Source organism: Streptomyces sp. H27-D2 (genome assembly GCF_035828615.1).
Taxonomy (GTDB): Bacteria; Actinomycetota; Actinomycetes; order Streptomycetales; family Streptomycetaceae; genus Streptomyces.
This window is the reverse complement of sequence record NZ_JAYMZR010000007.1, coordinates 33,368-57,366: the sequence shown is the minus strand read 5'-3', so window position 1 is coordinate 57,366 and position 23,999 is coordinate 33,368. Positions and strand designations below refer to the sequence as shown.

The window sequence follows — 23,999 nt, the reverse complement described above, 5'->3', positions numbered from 1 at the left end:
GTGCCGGCCGGCAAGGCGGGGCCCGCCGGCAAGAACGCGGGATCACTCGGTCAACCCGGGGGACCCGGGGGACCCGGCCAACGCGGCGATCACGGGGAAAGGGCGGGAGACGTGCTGGAGGCGTATCTGCACGAGCAGGCGGCCGAGTTCCTGCGCAGTCTCCGCCTGCACAGCGAGAGCGGAGCGGACGCGGAAGCGGCGAGCGAGGCGGCCAGGCTGCTGCGCCGCTCGGCCCGGCGCATCATCGGCGCGCTGCATACGTTCCGGCCGCTGACGGACACCGCGTGGGCGGACGAACTCCGCGCCGAGCTGAGCTGGTTGTCCAGCTCGCTGGCGAGCGAGCACGCGTACGCGGCCCGGCTGTCGCGGCTGCTGAGCGCGCTGCACCGGCTCTCGGGCGGGCCTGAGACGCCGGGCGTCGAGGCGCCCCGTACGGGTACGGCTGCGGCAGGTTCCGGCCCGGACACGGGCAGGGGCGCGGGCGGCGCCGGCCCAGGTAGCAGCACCGTCACTCCGCCTCGGCAAGGTGGTCAGCAGCAGAGCGGTCAGCAGCAAGGCCGTCAGCAGCAAGGTGCTCAGCAGCAGGGCGGTCAGCAGCAAGGCCGTCAGCGGCTGGATGCGCGGGGGCAAGCCGTGCCCAGCGCGCCCGCCTCCGACGGCGCGACGGCGCTCACCGTCGGGGCGGCCCGCGCCGGGGCGCTGCTGGAGCGGCAGTTGACGCTGGCCAGGACCCGGGCGCATTCGGCCGCGCTGCAAGTCCTCGGCTCGTCCCGCTTCCACGCGGTCGCGGACGCCGTCGCGGTGCTGGCCTCTGAGGTGCCGCTCGACCCGGTCGCCGCCGCGCGCCCCGCGGCCAAGACGCTGCCGCCGCTCGCCGAGCAGGCGCACCGGCGGCTCGCGGAAGCGGTCGCCGCGCTGCCGCTGTCCGGCCACACGCACCCGTACGGCACCACCCGGGCACTGGCGGCCACCGAGCACCAGGACGCGCCCTGGCTCCAGGTGCGGCTGCTGCTGCGGTTCAGCCGTTACGCGCAGGAGGTACTGCGGTGGGGCGACGCTCCCGGCCCCGCGCAGGGCGCGCGGCAGGATGAACGGGAGGCGTCCGGCGCACCGGCCGTACGGGACGGGCGAGAGGCCCGCGAAGGGCCCAGGGAGTACGAACCGGACGCCCGGCTGGCAGCCGCGAGCCGCGCGCTGGAGCGGCACCGGGACGCCGCCGAGGCCGCGGGGGCCGCCGCCGCGGCGGCCCGTACGCCCAGGATCGCCCCGGCCACCGCCTACGCGCTCGGCGTCCTGCACGCCGACCAGCGGCACGAGGTCGAGGCGGCCCGCTTCGCCTTCGGCGCGCTGTGGCTGCCCGCGTCAGGATCGGTGTCCGCCGCCGCTTCGGCGCGGGCTTCGGCGGCCGTGTCGGCGGCGGTGTCCGTACTCGAAAGAGGATGACGGCGCACGAGGGCGGGCGGCGGGGTCGTGCGGGCATGAGGAATACGGGAAGGACGTCGGGGAAGCCGGTGGGGACGTCGGGGAAGCAGGTGGGGACGGTACGGACGAGGGAGACGACGAGGATGACTGACGCCGATCCGATCCGCGCGGCGGGGTGCGTGCTGTGGCGGGTTTCGCCTCGCGTCGACGGCATCGAGCTTGCCCTGGTCCATCGGCCGAAGTGGGCAGATTGGTCATACCCAAAGGGCAAGTTGAAGCGCGGCGAGGACGCGCTCGCCGGGGCGCTGCGTGAAGTGCTGGAGGAGACCGGCATGACGTGCGCCCCCGGTGCGGGCCTGCCCACCGTCCGTTACCTCGCCAACGGCCGTCCCAAGGAGGTCCGCTATTGGGCGGCGGAGTCCACGGGCGGGGCCTTCGTGCCCAACCGGGAGGTGGACCGAGTGCTCTGGCTGTCCCCGACCGCGGCCCGCCACCGGCTCACCCACGACCGTGACAAGGCGCTGGTGGACGCGCTGCTCAACGCTCTGCACTTGGCGTGAGGCGGGGGCCGCATCCGGCCGAGCCGGTTGACGGGATGCGGCAGCGGCCGGCACCGCGTGCGCGGAGCCGCGCACGCCCCGCGCTCACCCCATGCGTTCACGCCCCCCTCATGCCCGCGCGCCCGTCACCGCCGCCGCAGCGCCTTGTCGGCCACAGCCGGAGCCTCGTAGTAGCTGTCGGCCCTGTTCAGGTCCGTGCCGGGCGGCACGATCTCGTCGATCCGGTCCAGGACGTCCGCGCTGAGCACGGTCTCCGTACCGGCCAGCAGGTCGTCGAGCTGCGCGAGCGTGCGCGGCCCGATCAGCGCCGAGGTGACGGCCGGGTGGGACCGTACGAACGCGATCGCCAGGTGCGCGAGCGTGAGCCCGGCGTCCCCCGCGAGCTTCGTCAACTCCCCGACCGCCGCCAGTTTGCGCGCGTTGTCCGGCAGCGACGGGTCGAACTTGTGCCGCTCCATGGCGGTCCGGCCGCCGCTCAGATCGATGTCGGACGCCTGGGTGGACTGCGTGTAGCGGCCCGACAGCCAGCCCGCCGCCAGCGGCCCCCAGGTCAGCACGCCCATCCCGTAGCGCTGTGCGGTCGGCAGCACCGCGGCCTCGACGCCGCGCGCGAGGATCGAGTACGGCGGCTGCTCGGTACGGAACCGGATGTGGCCGCGCCGCTCCGCGACCCAGTGCGCCTCGACGAGCAGCTCGGCCGGGAAGGTGGAGGTGCCGATCGCCCGGACCTTGCCGGCCCGCACGAGGTCGGACAGGACGGAGAGGGTCTCGTCGATGTCGGTGTTCGGGTCGGCGCGGTGCACCTGGTAGAGGTCGATGTAGTCGGTGCCGAGGCGGCGCAGGCTGTCCTCGATGGCGCGAGTGATCCAACGGCGTGAGCTGCCGCCGTGGTTGGCGTCCTTGCCCATCCGGTTGTACGCCTTCGTGGCCAGTACGACGTCGTCGCGGCGGCCCTTCAGCGCCTTGCCGACGATCTCCTCCGACTCGCCGGACGCGTAGATGTCGGCGGTGTCGATGAAGTTGATGCCCGCGTCGAGGGCGCGGTGCACGATCCGTACGCCCTCGTCGTGATCGGGGTTGCCCCAGGCGCCGAGCATCATCGTGCCGAGCGCGTGGTCGCTGACCGAGATGCCGGTGCCGCCGAGGATTCTGCGCTGCATGGGTTCCGCCTTCTGCTGTCGTCCTGCTGTCTTCATGGCTGTGAGCGCCGGTGTTGTGCGGCGGTGTTGTGCGGCGGCGCACAACACCGGCGCACGCCGTGGCCCGCACGCCGTGGCCCATGCGCCGTGGCCCATGCGCTGGGGCTCGCGCCGTCCGCCGTGCGCCGTGACCTTGCGAGGGCCACTCTCCGCCCCGTCCGAGCCGCGCACCAGGCCCGGTCGAACCTGGGTCCACCAGTCCCCCTTCCCCCTCGACCCCGCCGCCTCTCGGCGAGCCGCCGATAATGGGCCGATGGTGCATGCCGAACTGGAGATCAAGTCCTTCCTGAAGGGGCGCCGCGCGGCGCTCGACCCGGCCGAGCTGGGGCTGCCGGAGGGCCTCATCCGTCGGCGGGTGCGCGGGCTGCGCCGGGAGGAGGTCGCGCAGCTGGCCGGGATCAGCGTCGATTACTACACCCGGATCGAGCAGGGCCGCGCCCCCGCGATCTCGGACTCGGTGCTCGCGGCGGTCGGGCGGGCGCTGCGGCTGTCCCCCGATGAAGTCAACTATCTGCACAATGTCTCCGGGCGGAGGCGGGGGGCCGGTACGCACAGCGCCTGCGGGACCGGAGCCGGAGCCGAAGCTGACGGAGCCCGCGCGGCCGACGGAACCGACGGCGCGGGCGGCCCCGGCGACATCTGCGGCCGCGAACCGGTACAGCGCGTACGCCCGGAGATCCGCCAGGTCCTCGACGCACTGGACACCACCGTCCCCGCCTTCATCTACGGGCGGTGCCTCGACATCCTGGCCTGGAACACCCTCGCCGCCCGCGTCTCCTTCGACCTGGACGCGGTACCGGACCGCCGCCGCAACTCGGCCCTGCTGCTCTTCTTCGACCCGGCCGCCAAGGAACTGCACCCGGACTGGGAGCGGCTCGCGGCGGAGACGGTGGCCAATCTCCGAGCCGACGCGGGACGGCACGCGGACGATCCGCGGACCTGCGAAGTCGTCGGCGAACTGCACGATCGGAGCGCCGAATTCCGCCGGCTGTGGCAGGCCCAGGGCGTACGGGAGCGGTGCAACGGGATCAAGCGGATCCTGCACCCCGTGGTCGGCGAACTCGTCGTCTCGTACGAGACGTTCCGCCTGCCGACCGACCCTGACCAGGTGCTGTGCACGTACACGGCCGAGCGGGGATCGGCGACGGCGCGGGCGCTGAGCCGGCTGGCGGCGCCGATCCCCGCTGCGTGACCTGCTGTGTGACCGGCTATGTGACCGCCCCGCGCGGGGCCAGCGCCGCCCACCGCACCGTGACCTCGCCCTGCCGCCAGCGCGTCGGGCCGTCCGCGAGCGGCCAGTCGGCGGCGAGCGACTGGACCGAGCGCATCCAGCGCTGCCGGGCGCCGAGTGACGCGTACGGCGAGGCGGCGGCCCAGGCGCGGTCGAAGTCGCGCAGGAACGCGTGCACGGGCTCGCCCGGGACGTTGCGGTGGATGAGCGCCTTGGGCAGCCGTTCGGCCAGGTCCGAGGGGCGCGTGAGGGAGCCGAGCCGGGTTGCGAACGTGACCGTGCGCGCCCCCTCCGGGCCGAGTGCGACCCATACGTGCCGTCGCCCGATCTCGTCGCACGTCCCCTCGACGAGCAGGCCGTCGGGGGCGAGCCGCGCGCACAGCCGGGCCCATACGTCACCGACCTCGGCCTCGTCGTACTGGCGCAGCACGTTCGCCGCGCGGATCAGCGTGGGCCTCCGACCGGCGGCCAGCGGCACTTCGAAGCCGCCGTGCGCGAAGCTGAGCCCCTCGCGGACGTACCGCTCGGCCGCCGCGACGCGGGCCGGGTCGATCTCCACCCCGACGACCCGCGTGTCCGGGCGTACGGTGCGCAGCCGCCCGAGCAGTTCGACGGCCGTCCAGGGCGCGGCCCCGTAGCCCAGGTCGACGGCGACCGGGTCGGCGGAACGGCGCAGCGCGGCGCGGTGCGTGGCCGCGATCCAGCGGTCCATGCGGCGCAGCCGGTTGGGGTTGGTGGTGCCGCGGGTCGCCGTCCCGACGGGGCGGGTGGGCGGGGTGGTGTGCGCGGCCATACCGCTGAGCGTATGCGGGCCGCGGCCACCCGAGCTCCCCACCCCGAGCCTCACTCCCCACCCCCGGCCTCGCCCCGCCCGACTCAACCCAAAACCCGTCCGTCACGTTTTGGCAAAGTGGAAATGGTAGGCAACCATCCGGTGTTTGTCGGTTCAGAGACGAAGGGCGCCTGCTAGATGAAGGCGCCTGCAGATGAAGCACGCCTGTAGCGCCCTGTACGCACGTCCTGTACGCACGTCCTGCACGCACGTCCTGTAGGCACCCCATGAAGGAGGCCACGCACCGTGAGCCAGTACGTGTCCCGGTTGGGTGGGCTCCGCGGCCGCACCCACGGCACGCTCGTGGGGCCGCCGAGGCTGCGGCTGCCCGGAGGTCCGCGGCGTCCGCGCCGCATCGCGATGCTCAGCGTCCACACCTCGCCCCTGCACCAGCCCGGCACGGGCGACGCGGGCGGCATGAACGTCTACATCGTCGAGCTGGCCAAGAAGCTCGCCGCGATCAACATCGAGGTGGAGATCTTCACCCGCGCCACGACCGGCGACCTGCCGCCCTCGGTGGAACTCGCGCCCGGCGTCCTCGTACGGCATGTGGACGCGGGCCCGTACGAGGGTCTGGCCAAGGAGGAGCTGCCCGCGCAGCTCTGCGCCTTCACCCACGGGGTGATGCAGGCGTGGGCGGGCAACCGTCCCGGCCACTACGACCTCGTGCACTCGCACTACTGGCTCTCCGGGCACGTCGGCTGGCTCGCCGCCGAGCGCTGGGGGGTGCCGCTGGTGCACGCGATGCACACCATGGCGAAGGTCAAGAACGCCGCGCTCGCCGAGGGCGACACCCCCGAGCCCGCCGCCCGGGTGATCGGTGAGACGCAGATCGTACGGGCCGCCGACCGCCTCATCGCGAACACCTCCGAGGAGGCCGACGAGCTGGTCCGGCACTACGAGGCCGACCCCGGCAAGGTCGCGGTCGTGCACCCCGGCGTGAACCTGGACCGCTTCCGCCCCGCCGACGGCCGCGCCGCCGCGCGGGCCCGCCTCGGGCTGCCGGCCGACGCGCTGATCCCGTTGTTCGCCGGCCGCATCCAGCCGCTCAAGGCCCCCGACGTGCTGCTGCGCGCCGTCGCCGAACTGCTGGAACAGGCCCCTGGGCTGCGCGGGCGGCTCGTGGTGCCGATCGTCGGCGGGCCCAGCGGCAGCGGCCTCGCCAAGCCGGAGGGACTGCACAAGCTGGCCGCCCGGCTCGGCGTATCGGACGTCGTCCGCTTCCGCCCGCCGGTCGGTCAGGAGCAGCTCGCTGACTGGTACCGCGCGGCGTCCGTGCTGGTCATGCCCTCGTACAGCGAGTCCTTCGGGCTGGTCGCGATAGAGGCGCAGGCGTGCGGCACGCCGGTCGTCGCGGCGGCCGTCGGCGGTCTGCCGGTGGCCGTGAAGGACGGCGTCAGCGGCTTCCTGGTGTCCGGGCACAACCCCGTCGACTACGCCGGGATGCTGCGCCGCTTCGCCGACGACCCCGCGCTCACCGACCGGATGGGCGCGGCGGCGGCACAGCACGCGCAGTCCTTCGGCTGGGACACGGCGGCCTCGGCGACCTCGGACGTGTACACAGCCGCGATGCACGAACACCGCCGTCACCTGCGGTCGCACCATGGCTGACGCTCGGAGTGGCGGCTGAGGTACGGGTACGGCACGAACACCGCCGTCACCTACGATCGCACCATGGCTGACGCACAGGCTGACGTACGGGTACAGGCTGCCGCACGAGTACAGGCCGACGCACGGCAGGTCATCGAGCAGACGCTCAAGGACTCCGAGCTGGAGTGGGAGAGCCCCTCCGACGGCTCGTACGTCGTGAAGCTGCCCGGCACCCGCAAGCTGTCCACGACCTGCTCGCTGGTCGTCGGCCGGCACAGTCTCTCGATCAACGCGTTCGTGGTCCGCCACCCCGACGAGAACGACGCGGGCGTCCACCGCTGGCTGCTGGAGCGCAACACCCGCCTCTACGGGGTCGCTTACGCGATCGACCGGCTCGGCGACATCTACCTCGTCGGCAAGCTGCCGCTCGCGGTGATCACCCCGGACGAGCTGGACCGGCTGTTCGGCACGGTCCTGGAGAACGCCGACGGGAGCTTCAACACCCTCCTGGAGATGGGCTTCGCCACGGCGATCCGCAAGGAGTACGCGTGGCGGACCTCGCGCGGGGAGTCGACGCGCAACTTGGCAGCGTTCACGAATCTGACTCGTGAGGGCCGTGACGGCCAGGCGGGCGCTGCGGACGATACGAGCGATGCGGGCGCTGCGGGCCGCGAGGCCCCCCGCACCACCGGCTGACGGGTTCGCCCCACCCCACCCCCAGCGCACCACCTCCCTTTCCTACTCGCCACCGCTACTCGTATTGCTCACAACCGACCCCTTCCCGCGCGCTCCCGCGCCATGGCACGCTCTCACCCGTCGCAGATATGAACATCGTTCACATCCATGAAGGGCAGCTCATGGCAGACACTTCCATGGCAGGCAGCTCCATGGCAGGCGCCCCACGCGGAATCGACCGGCGCGGCCTCCTCAGCGGCGCGCTAGCCGTAGCGGCCGGAGCCGCAGCGCTACGCGGCGGACCCGCCGCGGCCTCCACGACCGGCACCTCCACGACCGGCGCTGCCGCAACCCCCCGTGCAACCCCCCGTGCAACCCCCCGCGCGACCTCCCCCCTCTGGCGCGAGTTCGAGCGCACCCCGTACACCCACCCCCAGATCCCCTACGTAGCCCGCGCGGGCTACCGCGGCGGCGGCGTCAGCACCCCGCGCTCCGCGACCGTCGCCAACGTCCTGGACTACGGCGCGAAGCCCGACGGCTCGGCCGACGCCGCGCCCGCCATCAACCGCGCCATCGCGGCGGCGGGCAACCGCGGCGGCGGCACGGTGCTGGTGCCGCCCGGCAGGTACCGGATCGACGACATCATCCGCATCGGCCACGACAACGTCGTGCTCCGCGGCGCGGGCAGCGCCCGCACCACCCTGCTCGCGACCCGCAGCCTCACCGAGCTGATCGGCCCGTACGGCAGCCGCTACGGCGGCGACAAGTCGAGCTGGTCCTGGGCCGGCGGCCTGATCTGGCTCTGCCCGAAGGACCGCTTCGCGTCGCTGACCACCGCGATCAAGGCCAAGGCGTGGCCCTTTGAAGGCTGGACGGGCAATGCGCGGGACGAGTGGCGCACCCTGACCGCCCTCGCGGCCCCCGCGCGCCGGGGCGACCGTACGATCACCGTCGCGGACTCGGCCGCGCTCCGCCGCGACGACCGCGTGCTGCTCCGGCTCGCCGACGACGCCGACCACACCCTGCTCCGGCACATGAGCGGCGACGGCCCCGGCGCCACCGCCTACACCTGGTCCGACAAGACCAAGCTCACCTCGTACGTGCCCTACGAATGGCCGGTGCGGATCACCGCCGTACGGGGGCGTGAGGTCACCCTCGACCGCCCCCTGCCACTCGACGCGCGCCCCGAGTGGCAGCCCCGCCTGACCACCCTGGTCGCCCCGCTGACCGGCTCGGGAGTCGAGGGCCTGACCCTCGAAATGGTCGAGACGCCGCAGTCCCCGCACCTGCTCGACAAGGGCTTCAACGGCGTCGCGTTGCAGTGCGCCTGGGACTGCTGGGTGGACGACGTGCGCACCGTCAACGCGGACAACGGCTTCCTGCTCGTCGCCGCCAAGGGCTGCACGCTGCGCCGCACCCGGGTCTCGGGCCGGGGCGGCCACCACCCGTACTGCTGTCGCGAGGGCTCGCACGACAACCTCTTCGAGGACTTCGCGATCGACGCCCGAACGGTCCCCGCCCCCGCCGGGACGCAGTTGCACGGCATCAACGTCGAGGGGCTGTCGAGCTACAACGTCTGGTCGCGCGGCCGGATGGACATGGGGACCTTCGACACCCACCGCGGCCTGCCGTTCGCGAACGTCCGCACCGAGATCTCGGTGCTCAACGACGGCTCGCACGGCGGCGACGCCTCGGCCGGCCCGCTCTACGGGGCGCGCTTCGCACACTGGAACGTCACGGTCCGCAACGCCCGCGCCGGCTGTATCAAGATCGACGAGATCGCCCCGTACAGCGCGACGGCCGGCATCAGCGAGGTCGGCGAGTTCGGCCAGATCGACAAGCCGGACTTCACCGGGCCGCTCAACTCCCGCCTGGAGGCGTACGGGAGGCCGGAGTCGGTCAGGCCGGCGAACCTGTACGAGGCGCAGCGGCGGCTGCACGGCTGACAGCCGGCTCACCGGGCACGGCCCGCTACGGAGGGCCGTGTCGCTGCGGGCAGTCTTCCTGCGGCGAGGCGTCCCGCTCCGGCGCGGCGTCCCGCTGATCCGAGGCGTCCCGCTCCGGCCCGGCGTCCCGCTGATCCGGGCCGTCCCACTCCGGCTCAGCGCCCCACATCGGCTCGGCCTCCCGCTGCCGCGCGTCGTCCCGGTTGACGGCGCGCAGCAGCAGCCAGTACCCGCCCCCCGCGACCGTCCCGATCACCGCGCTGATCGCCCACAGCGTGTCCGCCCCGTAGTGGTCGATGACGAACCCGCCCAGCAGCGGCGAGGCCAGCGCGGCGATCGACCACGACAGCGCGTACATCCCCTGGTAGCGCCCGCGTCCGTGCGTCGGCGAGAGCCGGACCACCAGACCCATCTGGGTGGGGGAGTTGATGATCTCGCCCAGCGTCCAGACCACGACCGCCACCACGTACAGCCCCACCGACCCGGCGAACGCGGTGAGCCCGAAGCCGTAGCCGGTCAGCAGCGCGGAGATGATCAGGAGCTTCGCGGGGTTGCGGTGCTCGATGAACCGGGTCACCGGGATTTGCAGGACCACGATCAGCGCGGCGTTGGAGGCGATCACCAGCCCGAAGTCGGAGGTGGAGAAGCCGCTTTGGCCCATCGCGACCGGCAGCGCGACGAAGCCCTGCAGGAAGAGCATGGCGAGCAGCAGATTGAGCCCGACGACGGCCATGAACCGGCGGTCCCGCAGCACCGTGCGCAACGAGACCGACTCCGCGCCGCCCGCGCCGCCCGCGGCCCCCGCGGCCCCCGCCGCCCCCGCCGGCTCTCGCGCCGGCCGGGACTCCGGCAGCTTCACGTAGACCACGACCGCGCAGGCCAGCGTCAGCGCCGCCTCGCCGAGGAACAGGATCAAGTAGCCGTGCGCGGCGATCAGTCCGGCCACCGTCGACGAGACGGCGACCCCGAGGTTGATGGCCCAGAAGTTGAGCGAGAAGGCGCGCACCCGGTCCTCGGGCGCGACGATGTCCGCCATCATCGCCTGCACCGCCGGGCGGGACGCGTTGCTCGTCGCACCGACCAGGCAGGCGACCGCCGCGATGGCCGCCGGGTGTTCCATGAAGCCGAGCAGCGCCACCGACAGGGCCGTCGAGACCTGCGCGACGAGCAGCGTGGGCCGCCGCCCCAGCCGGTCGGCGAGCACCCCGGCGGCCACCGAGGACACCGCGCCGCCGAGCCCGTACAGCGCCGCGACCAGGCCCGCGTACGAGGCCGAGTAGCCGCGCTCGACCGTCAGATAGAGGGCCAGGAAGGCGGCGACGAAAGCGCCGAGACGGTTGATCAGGGTGCTGGTCCACAGCCACCAGAACGTCGGCGGCAGGCCCGAGACGCTCGCCCTGGCACCGCGCCCCAGGGCGGACAAGGACACGGAAACAGACAAAACAGCCCCCCGGCAGGCGCGGGTGCGCGCCATCGGGGGTAAGTGTTGCATACGGGCTGCACAGCTTACGGTGGACGCGGCGCGGGGCATCACATGATTTCGATTAGGCTCGGAACCATGGCCGAAGCACCGTACAAGTTGATCCTGCTCCGTCACGGCGAGAGCGACTGGAACGCCAAGAACCTCTTCACCGGCTGGGTTGACGTCAACCTGACGGAGAAGGGCGAGAAGGAGGCCGTCCGCGGCGGCGAACTGCTGCGCGACGCCGGGCTTCTCCCCGACGTGCTGCACACCTCACTCCAGAAGCGCGCCATCCGCACCGCCAACCTCGCGCTGGACTCCGCGGACCGCGCCTGGATCCCGGTCCACCGCTCCTGGCGGCTCAACGAGCGCCACTACGGCGCGCTCCAGGGCAAGGACAAGGCGCAGACCCTCGCGGAGTTCGGCCAGGAGCAGTTCATGCTGTGGCGCCGCTCCTACGACACCCCGCCGCCGGAGCTCGCGGACGGCAGCGAGTTCTCGCAGAGCGACGACCCGCGCTACGCGACGATCCCGCGCGAGCTGCGCCCGCGCACCGAGTGCCTCAAGGACGTCGTCGAGCGCATGCTGCCGTACTGGTACGACGGCATCCTCCCGGACCTGCTCGCGGGCCGCACGGTCCTGGTCGCCGCGCACGGCAACAGCCTGCGCGGTCTGGTCAAGCACCTCGACGGCATCTCCGACGAGGAGATCACCGGCCTGAACATCCCGACCGGCATCCCGCTCGCCTACGAGCTGGACGCGGACTTCCAGCCGATCAAGCGCGGCGGCACCTACCTCGACCCGGACGCGGCGAAGGCCGCCATCGAGGCCGTCAAGAACCAGGGCAAGAAGAAGTAAGCAGAGCTGAGGAAGCCCCCCACCTGCGGGTTTGCCGCGAGGTGGGGGGCTGTTTGCTGCGCTGGGCCGTCTGTGAGCCGTCGCGCTCAGATGCGGCGGATCCTCACACGGACCGACACCAGGAAGGCCAACGGGAGGACGGCGAGCAGTTCGGCTCCGACCCAGAGGGCCAGAGTCGCGCCTCCGACGCCGATGATGCCGACGTGCAGCTCACGCGGGAGAAGGTCGATACGTAGACCAGGGCGTGGCACCATGGCGTTCTCCGTTGGTTCCATGAGTTCTCCTGTAAGAGTGGAAATATTGTGCCGACGGAGTGAGGGGCCGCCCATTCCCGTGGGCGGCCCCTCTTGTTCCCCGCGATGGTGTAGTGGACCTTAGTGGCCTAATGGGGAAATGAACAAGTCCGCAGTGGAACTCCAGACGAGTGTTTCGGAGGTGTCCAGCCGATTGGTCGGGCGTTGACCTTTGGGGGCGGTTGATCGCGGTAGTCGCCTGGCTACGTCGCTCACGGCATGGGGTGTGACCTGGGAACCCGATAGTGATGCCGAAAGTGAAGCCGATAGCTATCCCGATAGCTATCCCGATAGTGATGCCGAAAGTGAAGCCGATAGCTATCCCGATAGCTATCCCGATAGTGATGCCGAAAGTGAAGCCGATAGCTATCCCGATAGTGAAGCCGAAAGTGAACTTTGTAGTGAACCCTGTAGTGAGACTTGTAGTGAAGATGGCAGAGCTTTGAAATGGAACCTGGAGTGTGGGGATCCGGCTCTGCCACCCTTGGCGCTAGTGGTCGGTAGCTAGAAACTTTGCGATCCGAAGATCGCGTTGATCGCCTTGCGGGTGCGCTCCTGGCTGGACGGCATCAGATGCGCGTACACCCGCAGCGTCAGACCCGGGTCCGAGTGACCGAGGTACTCAGCCAGCGCCTTGATGTTCTCCCCGGCGTCCAGCAGCACCGACGCGTAGAAGTGCCGCATCGCGTGCATCCCGTTCTCGCGTGACTCGGCGTACGAAGCGCCGGCCGCGGGCACCGGGATGACTCCCACCGAGGCCAGAGCCGGTTTCCACGCTTCCTCGTTGAGAGAGGTCCGCCAGACGTGGCCACCGCGCGGGCCCGTGAAGATGAGCCGCTTGGTCACCAACGGCCCTCCCGCGACCTTCCACGGCAACGTGATCTCGACCGGCGGGAACTGCTTCATGTGGGCCCGCAGCGAGTCCGCAACGGGGCCGGGGAGTGGTACGTCCCGGAGCTTGCCGCCCTTGGGCGGCGCGAAGACGGGCTTGCTGCGGCTCAGCTTGAGTTGCTGGACGACGTGCAGTGTGTCCGAGTCGAAGTCGATCGCGTCCACCGCGACACCCAGGATCTCGCCCTGCCGCACGCCGCAGCCGCCACCCAGGTCGACCATCGATTGGTACCGGTTGGGCATGCCCGCGCGCACGGCGAAGAGACGTTCCGGCGTCCACGACGTGACGCGCTTCGTGTCCACCGTCGGCGGCCGGACCGAGCGGGCGGCGCACGGGTTCCGGGGAAGGTGCCCGTCGTCCACGGGCGCACTCAGCGCCGCCCGCACGTTGGAATAGATCGTCCGGGCGTACGAACCACGGACACCGTTCGCCTGAAGCTGCTGAATCCAGTCCCGCACGTGCGAGGGCTGGAAGGAGCCCAGCGGACGCGTACCCAGGTACGGGAACGCGTGTAGCCGGAGCTGCGACTCCATCGATGCTTGCGTGTTCGGGTCGGCTCCCTGTGTGCTCACCCAACTTTCCGCGTACTGCTGGAAGGTGGTCCGGGCGGCGCGAGGATCGATGTACTGGCCCCGCGCCATGTCCGCTTCGGTGTGGGCCAGCCACGCTCAGCGAGCCGCTTCTGTCGGTCGGGGAAGCTCTTGGACTTCTCCGTGCCGTCCGGACCGACGTAGCGGGCGCGGTAGCGGGACCCGGAGCCGTAGCGGTCCGACTTCACCTTGCGAGGCTTGCCGTCCGGTCCGGTCTCGGTCAGGAACCAGCGGTCCTGGATGTGTCCGGCCATCAGGCAGCCACCTCGCCCCGGAGGGAATCGACCCAGGCCCGTACGTCGTCGGGGTCGAAGCGAAGGTGACGGCCGACACGGAAACCGCGGGGACCGGTGCGCTTGCGGCGCCACTGGTAGACCGTCTCGACACTGGGCAGCTCGAACATCTCGACCAGGTCGTCAGGAGTCAGGTAGCGGCTCGGCAGAGTGAGTGCCATGGTCATCCCTCCCTCTCGTCGGCCAGCTCTGCCATGGCTTCGCGGGCGGTCTCGCGGTTGAGCTGGAGACCCCGGGCGATCGTCGCGGCGAGGACGGATTCGCCGGGGGAGTGGCCGTGCCCGGCGTACTGCCAGTCGGTGAGGACGAGCACGGTGTCCGGGACGCGGTCCTCCAGGCCGAGGGACTGCTGTTCCTGCGCGGCGCGGAAGTCGGCGCGGGCCTGGCGGAGCGCGCCGAGGGTGACCGAGTAACGGCGGGACTTCGAGGAGAAGTGACCGCGGAACCCGAGCATGTGTACCCAGGCCCACAGCCGACGTTCGGGGTAGAGCGGATCGAGGAGGTGGCACGCGGCGATGAGGCGTCGGGCGTGGTCGGGGACGCCGTGGCGGTCGAGTTCGGCGAGTTCGCCGATGCGGCGATCAAGGGCGCCGGTGTTCTCCGCCGCCTTGGTCGCGTACTTCGCGACGTAGGACGCCACAGCCTGTTCGGTGAGGTCGGAGCCGTCGCCGAAGGCGGTGACCGGACGGACGTCGAGCTGTGTGCCCCTGCGGAAGGTACGGGCGGGCTGGTCGTCGACGGCGGGAGCGGACGCCGAGGTGTAGTTGTGCCGGGCGGCAGCGTGGATCGAGTCGGTGAGCAGGTCGACGGTGGCCCAGTACGGGGGCGGCGTGCCCGGTCCGTCCGGCCCGTCGATCCTCATCACAGCGTGGAAGTGGATCGCCCCGCGCTTCTGGAACTCCGCGACCTTGCCGTACGACAGCCGGGCCGACTCCTTGAGTTCGGCCTGTGTGAGTCCGGCGCGGGCCGCGATCTCCCGGCGCAGGCGGGTGGTGAACCGCATCCAGAGGCCGCCCGCGTGGTTGTTGAACAGGACCGATCCGGCGTAGTCGTACGTCTCCGGGTCCAGGGCGGTGCCGAGTTCGGGGGCATCGGCGGAGTGCCGGCCGCCGCAGCGGCAGGTGCCAAGGTCGGGCCGATTGTGGACCGCGCCGAAGGACGGAGCGGTGAGGGTGGCGAAGACGCGGGGGTGATCCCGCACGGTGGCGGGGACCTCGCGACGGTCGTCTCCGGCCAGGCCCGCACGAATCAGGTGGTAGGTGTCTCCAGCGTACGTCCAGGCGCAGGACGGGCAGCGGGAGGCGCGGCGGTTGCCGCAGGCGAGGCGGAGACGGCCGCCGGGCTCGGCCTCGGTGGAGTAGTGGTGCAGGGTCGCGCCGGTGGCCTTGTCCTTGGTGAAGGTCCAGCCGATCAGGTGGATCGGGTCGGCGCAGCCACCGGTACGGCGGACCTGGTCTTCCCAGCGGTCGAAGTCGGGGGCCGAGGCCACCCTCAGCAGGTCACCGAGGGTGACCCCGTCGAGCACCGGCTCAGGCATGTGCACTCTCCCGGCGACGCGCGGTGCGGTCGGTCATGATGGTGCTTCCTTCCGGATCTGTAGCTGTGGTTCGGAGAGGGGCACGGCTTCCGGGCGGTGGATGCTTGGCGGTATCGAGGCCGCCCGGAGGCCGGTCAGCGGTGGTTCTGCGACGCCACGAGCGAGCGGACGACCAGCGCGCTGATGGCGAGCGACGCGGCGGTGACGGCGACCGCCAGGAGCATGGAGACCAGGACCGCGCCGACGACCAGGACCACGGCCGTACCGCCCCCGATGACGGCGACGACGGCACCAGGTGTGAGCTGGACCGTGGGACGGGCAGGAGCCGCGGTGGCCGGCACCGGGGCAGGGGTCTGGTGGAGCACGGCGGGGACGTCGGTCCGGACCGTGCCCGTGACGATTCCGGTCGGCATCGGGTTGGTGGGGATCTTCGGGCGGAGCATGGCGGTTCTCCTTCGGTCGGGCCTACTTGACGGCGGTGTCGATCACGGGGGACAAGAGGCTGTCGGCGAGGAGGTAGCCGCCGAGCAGCAGCACGAGTACGAGCCACCAGGGCGGGCGGATGAGCTTCACGCCGAGCCAGCCGACGGCGATCAGGGCGAGCCAGAGCGGGACGTCCACGGGGTGTCTCCTTCAGCGGACCTTGCAGCGGTGGGTGCGGGCGGCGAGCTGGGCGGCGGACCGGCTGGTGAAGTCGGACGACCAGCCGCAGCGGTCGGCGGTGCACACGGCGGCGTGCTTGGTGCGGCCGTGGCGGTCGCGGTAGGTGCCGATCTGCACCGGTCCGATCCGCATCACGGAGTGGAAGTGGTCGCGGGACGGCATAGGGCCTCAGTCCTCTCGGGTGGCGTTGGGGTCGGGAAAGCGGGCGCGGATTGCCGTGGCGACCACCGGATCGGGGGTGCGGGAGGCCGCTTCCTCGGCGAGGAGGTGAGCCAGGAAATCGCGGCCGGAGATGGCCATCTGGCGAGCGGAGTCGAGATATTCGGCGGCGGTGATCTCGTCGGTGTTACGGGGGAAGACCACGCTGGATCGGTCCTTTCAGATCAGACGAGCTGGGCGGCGATGGCGGCGGCGAGCTGGGGCGGGACCCCGAGCCGGGCGCGCAAGGTGTCGGTGTCGATCGTTGAGCCGGTACGGGTGCGGTGGTCGTCGGCGACCTTCCGGGCGTGGTCGACAAGCGCGGCCGGGACGGGCGGGGAGGCGTCGGCGGGAGGCAGGGCCGGAGCTTCCTCAGCTGCGGGGGCCGGTGTGGTTTCCAGCTCCGGAGCCTGTTCGTCAGGGACGGGATCCGGCACCGGGGGAGCGGCGACGGGTGCCGGTGGAACGGGCGTCCGATCCTCTGCCGTGTGCGCCGTGTGGGCGAGGAGCGTGCCGCCGAGGAGGGCGAGCGCGGGCCATCCGGCGACACCGAAGCGCAACCAGGCCGGGGGATGCTGGAGGTCGAGAAACCCGGCGGTGGCGACGTTGGCGCCGAGCGAGGCGACGAGCGCGATCACGAACCAGCACCAGGCGAGCCGGGACGGGCCGTCCTTCCGCAGCCGACGCCAGGCGGCGACCAGGAGCAGATCAACGCTGATCGGGTAGGCCCATGCCTTCCAGCCGTCCTGACCGGCAGCGGCGGCGAGGTCGTGAAGGTGGGCGAAGGACAGCGCGCCAGCGATCACGGCTTGGATGAGTACGGCGTCCACGCGGACGGTAGGACGGGCCATCGCGGACTTCTCCTTTTCGGCATGGGGCGGGTAAGGACCTGGCGCGAGGCGGTCACGCCGGCCGGAGTGCGGGGAAGGTCAAGCGGTGGCGGGCGCACCCTTGGTGGGGGCCGCAGTGGCCGAGGCCAGAGGAGCGACGGCGGGCCGGAAGGCCGCGAGGACAGGCAGGTCCGGGGTGCGGTCGGCGTGCCGGTTACAGATGTTCACGGCCTGGCGCAGTGAGGTGTGCGGCGCTCGGATGCGGGTCCATCCGCCGGTCGAACACCCGAGACCGCGATGCCGGGGACATCGGTGGGAATCTGGATTGCGGCGAGCACGGCGTCCGGGGCGATGTCTCCGAAGGCCATGTTGGCGCTGGACTCGTCGTTGACGCGGTGGGCGGTACGGCCGGTGAGCTGGGCCCGGAGCATCGTGATGCCCTTGCCGAGCCCGGAGCCGAAGCGCTGGCCGCAGATCTCCAGGTAGATCCCGGCGGCACGGCCGAGCTGGGCGAGGCGGACCAGGGCGGTGATGATCCGGTCCCGGCGCTTCTCCTCGTCCTTGGTAGCGAACAGCGCCAGCTCGGCCACCTCGTCGACCAGGACCACGACCGGAGTCGGGCGCATGTCGGTCGGCAGATCCCAGAGGTCCGCGGCGATGTCGGCGTCCGGAACATCAACGGTGATGCGCTGGGCGGCGCGTATGAGTTGGTAGACGTCTCCGATGTGTTGCACGAGCGCTTCGAGGAGTTCGAGCGCAGTGTCCGGGTTGTCGGCGAGGGCGGAGAAGCGCCGGGCCAGCGGGAAGAGCTCGACGCCCTGTTTGCAGTCGATCCCGACGAGGGCGACGTCGTGAGCCGCGAGACCGGCGACCAGGTTGCGCTGATAGACGGACTTACCCGATTCGGTCGCGCCGAGCGTCAGTCCGTGAGGCACTGCCCGGTAGTCGCGGTAGTGGACGGACCCGTCCTCGCGCAGTGCGACAGGGATACGCAGCGGAGCGCAGTCGGTCTTGGCGGGCATCTGCACCCGCCGGAGGACGTCGTAACCAGTCATCCGTAACTCGACGACCCCCGACCGGAGTTCGCGGGAGGTGACTCCGTACATCCCGAAGGAGTGCCGAAGTCGATCGGTGGCCGAAGCGACGTCGAACGCGTCCTGGCCGGGGCGGAGCTTGAGACGCAGGACCAGCCCGGTACGGGTCGGCCGGAGCCGGAGGATGCGCGGGGCCCGGGACTCGGGGACGGGACGATTGGCCATCCTGGCGAGGGAGAGACGCCAGCGCGAGGGCGGAACCGTGAGGCCGCAGGCGTCCATGACCGATGCGTACCGGACCGCGACCCGCAGCACGGCGAAGGTGACCCCGAAGGTCATCCAGTACCAGGCGGGACGCCGCCACCGCAGGATCACTGCGGTGACGACGACCAGCAGCAGCGTGACCAGGAACCAGTCCACGATCAGGCCGCCTTGGACTTCTCGGCACCAGCGACGAGCGAGGTGACCGCCACCGCGCGGAAGGCGATGCCGTGCCGCTTCTGCCCGTTGAACTCGTTCTCCCACGGGCGGGCGATCAGCCCGGTGACGGCGACGGGCGTGCCCATCATCAGCTCGCCGGAGATGCCCGGCTCGGGGACGGTGACCGAAAGGATCTCCACCTCGTCGTTCGCCGCGAACATCACGTCCACGGTCATGAGCTTCGCGCCGCTCTCGATGTCCATGGCGATCTCGCCGGTACGGCGGTCCTTGATCTTGATCTGCGGGGTCTTGGCGACCATCACGGACGCGGCGGAGGTGTCGACGGGGATCGTACGCACGAAAGATCACTCCTCTAGAGATGCTGCACTCCATCACTCATGTATATGAGTTATATGAAGAAGAGTGCATCACTCCTATACATGAGTCAACCCGCCGAGACGAAGAAGTCGCGGCGGGGTGTGAGGAGTTGAGAGAGCGTCAGTCGGTCGCCGGAATCCGGTAGCTGAAAACGAACTGGTCAGCGGCCATGAGGGTGTCGCAGACCTCGACGACACGATCCTCGGTAGTCCGCGCTTCACGCACCAGATGAACTACCGAAGCACCGGGGCTCAGGGCCAGTTCGGATGCTTCCGCCTTGGTCGCCAGCCGGGCTTGCAGCGTCTCGACGAACTCCGTGAACTCGTGTCCGTGGTCTTCGAGTCGGGCGTAGATGCCACCGCCACCGGGGTTCTTCGCGAACAGTTCGGGGATGTCCTTCGCGACCTCCCACGGGAGATACGACGTGGCCGTCTCGACCGGGGTCTCGTTCCGGAAGTAGAGCCGTCGCCGGGCGAGCACCTGAGTGCCGACCGGAACGCCGAGCCGCTCTGCGATGTCCTTCGGAGCGTCCATCGGGCCGATGTAGAGAACGCTGACGTCGGCCTTCGCACCGGACTGCTCCGACTCGGCGAGGTACGCGGCCTTGCCGCCCTGCCGGTGGGAGCGCTTGAAGCGGTCCGAGGACCGGTGCCGTACCGGCGGCCGGGACTTGACCATGGATCCCTTGCCCTGGCGGGTCTCCACGAGGTCACTCGCGCGGACCTCCACCATGGCCTTCCGAATGGTGCCGCCCGCGACGCCGTAACGCTCCACGAGCTCCGATTCGCTGGGCACCATGTCGCCGGGCTTGAGGATTCCGGCGCGGATCTGCTGAACGATCTCCTCGGCGATCTGTACGTACCGAGGTACGGACCTCCCACCTCCTACTGCTGTTTCCATAGTCCTTCTCTTCCTCCTATGCTCCTGTACATGAGTAACAGTGCGCAGGAAGGCACGTCAACGCCACTCCACTCCGTGTCCGTAGCCGGAGTGGTTGTGCGCGAGGACGGGCGACTCCTGGCGATCCGCCGTGCCGACAACGGCACTTGGGAGCTCCCCGGCGGCGTACTCGAACTCGACGAGGCTCCCGAAGCGGGCGTTCAGCGCGAGGTCCTGGAGGAGACGGGCATCCACGTCGAGGTGGACGAGCTCACCGGGGTCTACAAGAACACGACGCGCGGCATTGTGGCCCTGGTCTTCCGATGCAAGCCCGCCGGCGGCACGGAGCGAACGTCCAGCGAATCAACCGCGGTCGGCTGGCTCACGCCCGAAGAGGTCACGGAGTGGATGTCCGAGGTCTACGCGATCCGGCTTCTGGACGCACTCGACGGGAGCGGCCCTCACGTGCGAAGCCATGATGGCAAGCGCCTGACGCCGGTCCGATAGAACTTTCCCTACTTCATCAAGCCCGCGCACAGCGCGGGAGCGCGCCGCCTTGCGGCGCGGCCTGCCTCTGTCTCCGCCCCGGCTGGCCGCGCCCGGCGGCGCGCTGCGTGCTGCGGGTAGAAGGTGGGGAACCCCTCTGTGGCTGGGGCGGTCGGCTCCACGGCTTTAGGCAGCCACTTTGGGGCGAGCCTCTAAGATCATGGCCCCGATTCGGGCTGTTGCGGGCAGGCTAGGTGCTGCCCGAATCGCGGCCAGCGTAAGGGGCCATGATCACTCGCCCCAAAGCAGCTCCAGCCCAAAGCCGCTCCACCGACCTGTGCGCCAGCCTGGGCCACGAAACAAGCCAGCGGCCTAGAACAGGCGACCCAACTGCTCCGGAACGGCGATGGGCATCGCATCCGTTGTGCCGTTCTCGTAGGCGCGAACGTGGTCCACGAGGCACTTCCCGATGACCTCTCCAAGGCGAACTGGAACAGCGTTTCCGATCATCCGTCCTAGGCGGCTGAAAGTGACTTGTTCACCTCGCTTGAGGAACTTGTAATTCCTGGGGAAGGTTTGCAGCATTGCAGCCTCTCGGAGAGAGATTGCACGGTCTTGGGTGGGGTGCCCAAAGCGCCCATTACCATACCCGAAGCATTGAGTGGTGATGGTGGGAGCCGGCGCATCCCATTCCATCCGCCCATAGACACTGGGATAGGTTGAGCCAGTTGCTTTCCGGTGGCACGCCGCAATGAGATCCGGATCCCAGTCGCGCCAAGTGCCTCCGGGCTTCGAGGCCTTAATCCGCTTCATGTTGGTTTCGCTGAGGGACGAAGCGGTGTGCAGAGGGTCCCTGGGATGTTGTTCCCCAGCGCTAATACGCGGCAGTTTCCCGATTTCCTCTCGAACCGTGCGAGGAATTTCGCCGAACTGTGAAGCGAGATCCAGCCCGTGCCCGCCGAGCTTTGACGCCAGAAGAACAAGCCTTTTTCGTGATTGCGGAACCCCGAGCTTCGTGCATTCGACCTTTGTCCAGCTCACAGCATAGCCTTTCAGGGAATCCAGAAACTCTGAAAAGACTTCGTGATCAGTCAGCTGAACTACATTTTCCATAGTCACAAGATCTGGCTGCAGATCAGACACGAGAGAGCCGAAGTGATGGACTAGCCGCCAGTCCATACCCCGCTTCTTACTTCTACCGCCCTGACTGTACGTAGAAAATGGCTGACACGGTGCACATCCGGCAAGCAGCGAGTACTTACCTTGATCCAGATACGGCTTGAGACTGGCCGCGTCAAGGTCCTTCACGTCCCGCTCGATGAATGGTGCAGCGTTGTTTGCCTCGAACGGATAGCGGCAATGCGGGTCTAGATCAACTCCAGCTGTGACATTAATACCGCTGCGCACTAGTCCGTGAGTAAGTCCCCCGACACCACAGAACAGATCTACCGCTGAAATAGTAGGGGGGGCGTCACTCATGCCGTATCACCGCTTGGCCTGCTGTCGGGTCGGAGGAAATCATAGGAGTCGATGTAATTCTTAAAGCATGTGATCACTTCGCGTAAGTATGACTCCACGCTCCGTGATGTTTCTCGTAGCTCGCTCGCCAGTACGCCATCCGCGCAGTCTACGAAAGAGATCGAACCGTGTGCCAGGCCGTTCCTGCGGTTCTTGACTAGCTGCAAAGGGCCCAGGCCGTCACGCTTCTTCCGCTTGACGCTTGCCTGGGTGGGCGAGGTTAGCGACAGCGGGCAGCCCAACCGCTCGGCCATCTTGTAGATTACCTGATCGTCCCAGTTCCCTCCGCCACCGACATCTATAACGAAAGGCTTGATTGGAAGTTGCTGCACGATGTGAGCGCTCATCTCGAGTGCATGCTTCAGCCGATTCTCTGCGGACATATCGGCGTGAGTGCGCGCTGTGGACCTCACCCATTCACTCATGAGCTGGTCATTGAGTTGATGAGGCTGCCACCTACCTACAGTTGAGGTCGCGTCAGTTAACTCGGATACGCATCTAGCCATCGTGGCTTCGACGAGGTTGTACAGCTGTAGATAGACGCTGCTATATAGGATTTTCTGCTGCTTGGCCGTGATCCTATATTCTGATACAGCGATGCGGGGAATTCCGTTCTGAGTCGCCTCCTCGACCTTCTCGAGGAGGTCGATATAGGAGTCAACTTCACCAAACCGCTCCTCGAAGAACGGCAGAAGATCTGCAGTGCTCATGCGGCGACCAGGCGGCTTCGCACAAAACCGATGCGGCCTTCAAGCCGTGCGCGTGCATTCGCCCCGTCGGACCCCGTGATGCCGACAAACTCATCACTTCGAAGCCAGCTCTCTACATTGAAGCGCTCGCGTCCAAAGTTCACAATCTCAGGGCGTTCCTGGATGGCGGAGTAGGAGCCAAGGGCGATGGACTCGTATCGGGCTCGGGGTGTCGCATTTCCGTTAGAGGACTTGCGGAACCCGTACGGGAAGACCCTCTGAACGAACTCCAGTGTCTCCCGAAATCTGCGGGCGTAAGAGATGGCCAGGGTTGGGTCCGTGGCAAAAGCCAAATTCATTCTTTTGGCGTATTTGAAAATAAAGTCAGACGGGCGATCTCTGTAATCCCCGAGGCCGTCACCGTACGCAAAGAACCGAGTTACAAGTTCATCGTAACCCCGTTCGTCCTTTTGTTTCTTGCTCATGGGGGCAAGTGAGACAAGGAGAGGGTCTTCGGCCAACTCCATAACTAGGTCGAGGAACGGACCGGCAAGCGCTCCGCGCCTAACTTCGGCCTTGTTTGCGATTTTGCTTCCCGTGTTGATTCGCTCGAACATATCCAGTCGAGCGGCCTCGTCGGCGTGCTCGTTCAGAACAATCCCGCGAATCGACTTATTTTTAATCTTCCGTTGCCGTGATTCGGGAAGATCTGCGAACCTGAACCCGGAAATATGTGAGAGTTGATCGAGTTCCCCGAGTTGGAAGTTCCCAAGGATGAACTCTTCTAGGGTGCGAAGTCGTTGAGACCCGTCTACGATTTCGAGTTTTCCGTCTTCCATCTCCCAGAAGAACACAAACGGGATCGGTAGCCCCATGATTACAGACTCGATGAACTTGGATTTACGCTCAGCCTCCCATGTGAAGGCTCGCTGATAGCGGGGAACGACGTATTCCTTAGCCCGCATTTTATTGGCCAGAATTTCGACCGTGTATTCAGTGATGTAGAAGTCGATGCGCTTGGACTGTTCCACGATTTGCTGTTCAGCGGCAGCCTGGTCATCCGGACCGATCAGTAGATCACCGTTCGTCACCATTCGTCCCCACCTATGCAGAGCCCTGAGCCAAGTTCATTGGCCGACCTATACACGATCATGCCATGTGCTGTCTCGCCATCTTGTAGGTTCTCAGCCTCTGTCCGCCAGGTCGTGGTCCCACCTGCGTCGGAGACGGCCGCGATGCAGTTGCTGACGAGCTGTGAGTTCAACGACAGCATCGCCGGTGCGATCGTTGAGGTCCCCACGTGTGGTGCGCCCGCCGGGGTCCGGGTCGTGAACCACCACCTCGCAGGCCGTGGCCTATTCGTGGACGGGCGAGGCGGAAGAGGATGCCCGTAAGGCCTAGCGAGTCGCATGGGGCCTCCGAAGCCGTGTGCCCTTGGGCATCCCCTACGCTGCTGCAGGTGCCGGCTCGGCCTGGCGCGACGATGGAGGAGTCCGAGGCTAATTCCGGGGGCCTCTCTTCCGA

25 protein-coding genes and 2 pseudogenes are annotated in these 23,999 nt (G+C 68.9%); 9 read left to right on the top strand and 18 right to left on the bottom strand.

The genetic code is table 11. The features are described 5' to 3' along the window. Window positions 1-111: 111 nt before the first annotated feature. Together QMK28_RS04855 and QMK28_RS04850 are read left to right on the top strand one after the other, a co-directional pair. Window positions 112-1,443 carry a CHAD domain-containing protein gene (locus QMK28_RS04855; RefSeq protein WP_443050537.1) on the top strand — a complete coding sequence of 444 codons (1,332 nt, stop codon included), beginning with the start codon at window positions 112-114 and terminating at the stop codon, window positions 1,441-1,443. 122 nt (window positions 1,444-1,565) lie between these two features. Beyond that, window positions 1,566-1,982 carry an NUDIX hydrolase gene (locus QMK28_RS04850; RefSeq protein ID WP_326435719.1) on the top strand — a complete coding sequence of 139 codons (417 nt, stop codon included), beginning with the start codon at window positions 1,566-1,568 and terminating at the stop codon, window positions 1,980-1,982. 125 nt (window positions 1,983-2,107) lie between these two features. On the opposite strand, the gene QMK28_RS04845 is transcribed toward QMK28_RS04850, so the two are convergent. After that, entirely contained in the window at window positions 2,108-3,142 is a 1,035-nt protein-coding gene (locus QMK28_RS04845; protein WP_326435718.1) for an aldo/keto reductase, read from the bottom strand. Between the two features lie 292 nt (window positions 3,143-3,434). Between QMK28_RS04845 and QMK28_RS04840 the strand changes: the two genes are divergently transcribed. Continuing rightward, window positions 3,435-4,373, top strand: a complete 939-nt coding sequence (locus QMK28_RS04840) for a helix-turn-helix domain-containing protein (RefSeq protein ID WP_326435717.1) — start codon at window positions 3,435-3,437, stop codon at window positions 4,371-4,373. A gap of 16 nt (window positions 4,374-4,389) precedes the next feature. On the opposite strand, the gene QMK28_RS04835 is transcribed toward QMK28_RS04840, so the two are convergent. Further along, a complete protein-coding gene (locus QMK28_RS04835; RefSeq protein WP_326435716.1) occupies window positions 4,390-5,205 on the bottom strand; it encodes a class I SAM-dependent methyltransferase in 816 nt (271 codons plus the stop codon). 285 nt (window positions 5,206-5,490) lie between these two features. On the opposite strand from QMK28_RS04835, the gene mshA reads away from it, so the two are divergent. From mshA to QMK28_RS04820, 3 genes are all read left to right on the top strand, one after another. After that, window positions 5,491-6,855, top strand: coding sequence for a D-inositol-3-phosphate glycosyltransferase (gene mshA, locus QMK28_RS04830; protein WP_326435715.1), 1,365 nt, complete (start codon window positions 5,491-5,493; stop codon window positions 6,853-6,855). Window positions 6,856-6,918: 63 nt separating this feature from the next. Continuing rightward, on the top strand, window positions 6,919-7,530 hold the full coding sequence (locus tag QMK28_RS04825; protein ID WP_326435714.1) for a YbjN domain-containing protein: 612 nt from the start codon (window positions 6,919-6,921) through the stop codon (window positions 7,528-7,530). Between the two features lie 161 nt (window positions 7,531-7,691). After that, window positions 7,692-9,455, top strand: a complete 1,764-nt coding sequence (locus QMK28_RS04820) for a glycoside hydrolase family 55 protein (protein ID WP_326435713.1) — start codon at window positions 7,692-7,694, stop codon at window positions 9,453-9,455. 25 nt (window positions 9,456-9,480) lie between these two features. Here the strand turns inward: QMK28_RS04820 and QMK28_RS04815 are convergent, their stop codons facing one another. Beyond that, a complete protein-coding gene (locus QMK28_RS04815; RefSeq protein ID WP_326435712.1) occupies window positions 9,481-10,884 on the bottom strand; it encodes an MDR family MFS transporter in 1,404 nt (467 codons plus the stop codon). A gap of 129 nt (window positions 10,885-11,013) precedes the next feature. On the opposite strand from QMK28_RS04815, the gene QMK28_RS04810 reads away from it, so the two are divergent. Then, window positions 11,014-11,775, top strand: coding sequence for a phosphoglyceromutase (locus QMK28_RS04810; RefSeq protein WP_326435711.1), 762 nt, complete (start codon window positions 11,014-11,016; stop codon window positions 11,773-11,775). 86 nt (window positions 11,776-11,861) lie between these two features. On the opposite strand, the gene QMK28_RS04805 is transcribed toward QMK28_RS04810, so the two are convergent. After that, window positions 11,862-12,050 (bottom strand): hypothetical protein, encoded by a 189-nt coding sequence (locus tag QMK28_RS04805; RefSeq protein ID WP_326435710.1) that lies wholly within the window; start codon window positions 12,048-12,050, stop codon window positions 11,862-11,864. Between the two features lie 244 nt (window positions 12,051-12,294). Between QMK28_RS04805 and QMK28_RS04800 the strand changes: the two genes are divergently transcribed. Further along, window positions 12,295-12,576: a hypothetical protein gene (locus tag QMK28_RS04800; protein WP_326435709.1), complete on the top strand. Its 282-nt coding sequence runs from the start codon at window positions 12,295-12,297 to the stop codon at window positions 12,574-12,576. Here the strand turns inward: QMK28_RS04800 and QMK28_RS04795 are convergent. The 11 genes and pseudogenes from QMK28_RS04795 to QMK28_RS04745 all read right to left on the bottom strand — a co-directional run bounded on the left by QMK28_RS04795 (window position 12,573) and on the right by QMK28_RS04745 (window position 19,803). Continuing rightward, window positions 12,573-13,804 (bottom strand): annotated as a pseudogene (locus QMK28_RS04795) (tyrosine-type recombinase/integrase). The gene QMK28_RS04800 and the pseudogene QMK28_RS04795 sit on opposite strands and share 4 nt — an antisense overlap. Then, window positions 13,804-14,004, bottom strand: coding sequence for a helix-turn-helix transcriptional regulator (locus tag QMK28_RS04790; protein ID WP_326435708.1), 201 nt, complete (start codon window positions 14,002-14,004; stop codon window positions 13,804-13,806). The pseudogene QMK28_RS04795 and the gene QMK28_RS04790 overlap by 1 nt, the downstream one beginning before the upstream one ends. 2 nt (window positions 14,005-14,006) lie before the next feature. After that, window positions 14,007-15,380: a replication initiator protein RepSA gene (gene repSA / locus QMK28_RS04785; protein WP_326435707.1), complete on the bottom strand. Its 1,374-nt coding sequence runs from the start codon at window positions 15,378-15,380 to the stop codon at window positions 14,007-14,009. A gap of 134 nt (window positions 15,381-15,514) precedes the next feature. Beyond that, a complete protein-coding gene (locus QMK28_RS04780) occupies window positions 15,515-15,823 on the bottom strand; it encodes a SpdD-like protein (protein WP_326435706.1) in 309 nt (102 codons plus the stop codon). 22 nt (window positions 15,824-15,845) lie between these two features. After that, on the bottom strand, window positions 15,846-16,001 hold the full coding sequence (locus QMK28_RS04775; protein ID WP_326435705.1) for a hypothetical protein: 156 nt from the start codon (window positions 15,999-16,001) through the stop codon (window positions 15,846-15,848). 12 nt (window positions 16,002-16,013) lie between these two features. Then, window positions 16,014-16,205: a mobile element transfer protein gene (locus QMK28_RS04770; RefSeq protein ID WP_326435704.1), complete on the bottom strand. Its 192-nt coding sequence runs from the start codon at window positions 16,203-16,205 to the stop codon at window positions 16,014-16,016. A gap of 6 nt (window positions 16,206-16,211) precedes the next feature. Continuing rightward, window positions 16,212-16,406 carry a hypothetical protein gene (locus QMK28_RS04765; RefSeq protein WP_326435703.1) on the bottom strand — a complete coding sequence of 65 codons (195 nt, stop codon included), beginning with the start codon at window positions 16,404-16,406 and terminating at the stop codon, window positions 16,212-16,214. Between the two features lie 20 nt (window positions 16,407-16,426). Next, on the bottom strand, window positions 16,427-17,092 hold the full coding sequence (locus tag QMK28_RS04760) for a DUF2637 domain-containing protein (protein WP_326435702.1): 666 nt from the start codon (window positions 17,090-17,092) through the stop codon (window positions 16,427-16,429). 78 nt (window positions 17,093-17,170) lie between these two features. Continuing rightward, a pseudogene (locus tag QMK28_RS04755) lies at window positions 17,171-18,525 on the bottom strand (FtsK/SpoIIIE domain-containing protein). A gap of 2 nt (window positions 18,526-18,527) precedes the next feature. Then, window positions 18,528-18,884 carry an SCO3933 family regulatory protein gene (locus tag QMK28_RS04750; protein WP_326435701.1) on the bottom strand — a complete coding sequence of 119 codons (357 nt, stop codon included), beginning with the start codon at window positions 18,882-18,884 and terminating at the stop codon, window positions 18,528-18,530. A 139-nt stretch (window positions 18,885-19,023) separates the two neighbouring features. Beyond that, window positions 19,024-19,803 (bottom strand): GntR family transcriptional regulator, encoded by a 780-nt coding sequence (locus tag QMK28_RS04745; protein WP_326435700.1) that lies wholly within the window; start codon window positions 19,801-19,803, stop codon window positions 19,024-19,026. A gap of 18 nt (window positions 19,804-19,821) precedes the next feature. Between QMK28_RS04745 and QMK28_RS04740 the strand changes: the two genes are divergently transcribed. Further along, the gene (locus QMK28_RS04740; protein ID WP_326435699.1) at window positions 19,822-20,289 is read left to right on the top strand and encodes an NUDIX hydrolase; all 468 of its coding nucleotides are present in this window, start codon (window positions 19,822-19,824) and stop codon (window positions 20,287-20,289) included. A 351-nt stretch (window positions 20,290-20,640) separates the two neighbouring features. Here QMK28_RS04740 and QMK28_RS04735 read toward each other — a convergent pair whose 3' ends face one another. The 3 genes from QMK28_RS04735 to QMK28_RS04725 are packed head-to-tail and all read right to left on the bottom strand — an operon-like array spanning window position 20,641 to window position 23,569. After that, complete coding sequence (locus QMK28_RS04735; RefSeq protein WP_326435698.1) at window positions 20,641-21,747, bottom strand: DNA cytosine methyltransferase; 1,107 nt, start codon at window positions 21,745-21,747, stop codon at window positions 20,641-20,643. Further along, window positions 21,744-22,496: an MAE_28990/MAE_18760 family HEPN-like nuclease gene (locus QMK28_RS04730; RefSeq protein WP_326435697.1), complete on the bottom strand. Its 753-nt coding sequence runs from the start codon at window positions 22,494-22,496 to the stop codon at window positions 21,744-21,746. Before QMK28_RS04730 ends, QMK28_RS04735 begins: the two co-directional genes overlap by 4 nt. Then, a complete protein-coding gene (locus QMK28_RS04725; RefSeq protein WP_326435696.1) occupies window positions 22,493-23,569 on the bottom strand; it encodes a DUF262 domain-containing protein in 1,077 nt (358 codons plus the stop codon). Before QMK28_RS04725 ends, QMK28_RS04730 begins: the two co-directional genes overlap by 4 nt. Window positions 23,570-23,999: the final 430 nt, after the last annotated feature.

Bases quoted from the DNA above. Each gene is read 5' to 3' on its own strand.
- QMK28_RS04850 (WP_326435719.1), top strand. From the start codon at position 1,566: ATGACTGACGCCGATCCGATCCGCGCGGCGGGGTGCGTGCTGTGGCGG.
- QMK28_RS04735 (WP_326435698.1), bottom strand. From the start codon at position 21,747: ATGAGTGACGCCCCCCCTACTATTTCAGCGGTAGATCTGTTCTGTGGT.
- QMK28_RS04790 (WP_326435708.1), bottom strand. From the start codon at position 14,004: ATGGCACTCACTCTGCCGAGCCGCTACCTGACTCCTGACGACCTGGTC.
- QMK28_RS04770 (WP_326435704.1), bottom strand. From the start codon at position 16,205: ATGCCGTCCCGCGACCACTTCCACTCCGTGATGCGGATCGGACCGGTG.
- QMK28_RS04725 (WP_326435696.1), bottom strand. From the start codon at position 23,569: ATGGTGACGAACGGTGATCTACTGATCGGTCCGGATGACCAGGCTGCC.
- QMK28_RS04805 (WP_326435710.1), bottom strand. From the start codon at position 12,050: ATGGAACCAACGGAGAACGCCATGGTGCCACGCCCTGGTCTACGTATC.
- QMK28_RS04760 (WP_326435702.1), bottom strand. From the start codon at position 17,092: ATGGCCCGTCCTACCGTCCGCGTGGACGCCGTACTCATCCAAGCCGTG.
- QMK28_RS04835 (WP_326435716.1), bottom strand. From the start codon at position 5,205: ATGGCCGCGCACACCACCCCGCCCACCCGCCCCGTCGGGACGGCGACC.
- repSA (WP_326435707.1), bottom strand. From the start codon at position 15,380: ATGCCTGAGCCGGTGCTCGACGGGGTCACCCTCGGTGACCTGCTGAGG.
- QMK28_RS04745 (WP_326435700.1), bottom strand. From the start codon at position 19,803: ATGGAAACAGCAGTAGGAGGTGGGAGGTCCGTACCTCGGTACGTACAG.
- QMK28_RS04740 (WP_326435699.1), top strand. From the start codon at position 19,822: ATGCTCCTGTACATGAGTAACAGTGCGCAGGAAGGCACGTCAACGCCA.
- QMK28_RS04810 (WP_326435711.1), top strand. From the start codon at position 11,014: ATGGCCGAAGCACCGTACAAGTTGATCCTGCTCCGTCACGGCGAGAGC.
- QMK28_RS04845 (WP_326435718.1), bottom strand. From the start codon at position 3,142: ATGCAGCGCAGAATCCTCGGCGGCACCGGCATCTCGGTCAGCGACCAC.
- QMK28_RS04825 (WP_326435714.1), top strand. From the start codon at position 6,919: ATGGCTGACGCACAGGCTGACGTACGGGTACAGGCTGCCGCACGAGTA.
- QMK28_RS04820 (WP_326435713.1), top strand. From the start codon at position 7,692: ATGGCAGACACTTCCATGGCAGGCAGCTCCATGGCAGGCGCCCCACGC.
- QMK28_RS04780 (WP_326435706.1), bottom strand. From the start codon at position 15,823: ATGCTCCGCCCGAAGATCCCCACCAACCCGATGCCGACCGGAATCGTC.
- QMK28_RS04840 (WP_326435717.1), top strand. From the start codon at position 3,435: ATGGTGCATGCCGAACTGGAGATCAAGTCCTTCCTGAAGGGGCGCCGC.
- QMK28_RS04730 (WP_326435697.1), bottom strand. From the start codon at position 22,496: ATGAGCACTGCAGATCTTCTGCCGTTCTTCGAGGAGCGGTTTGGTGAA.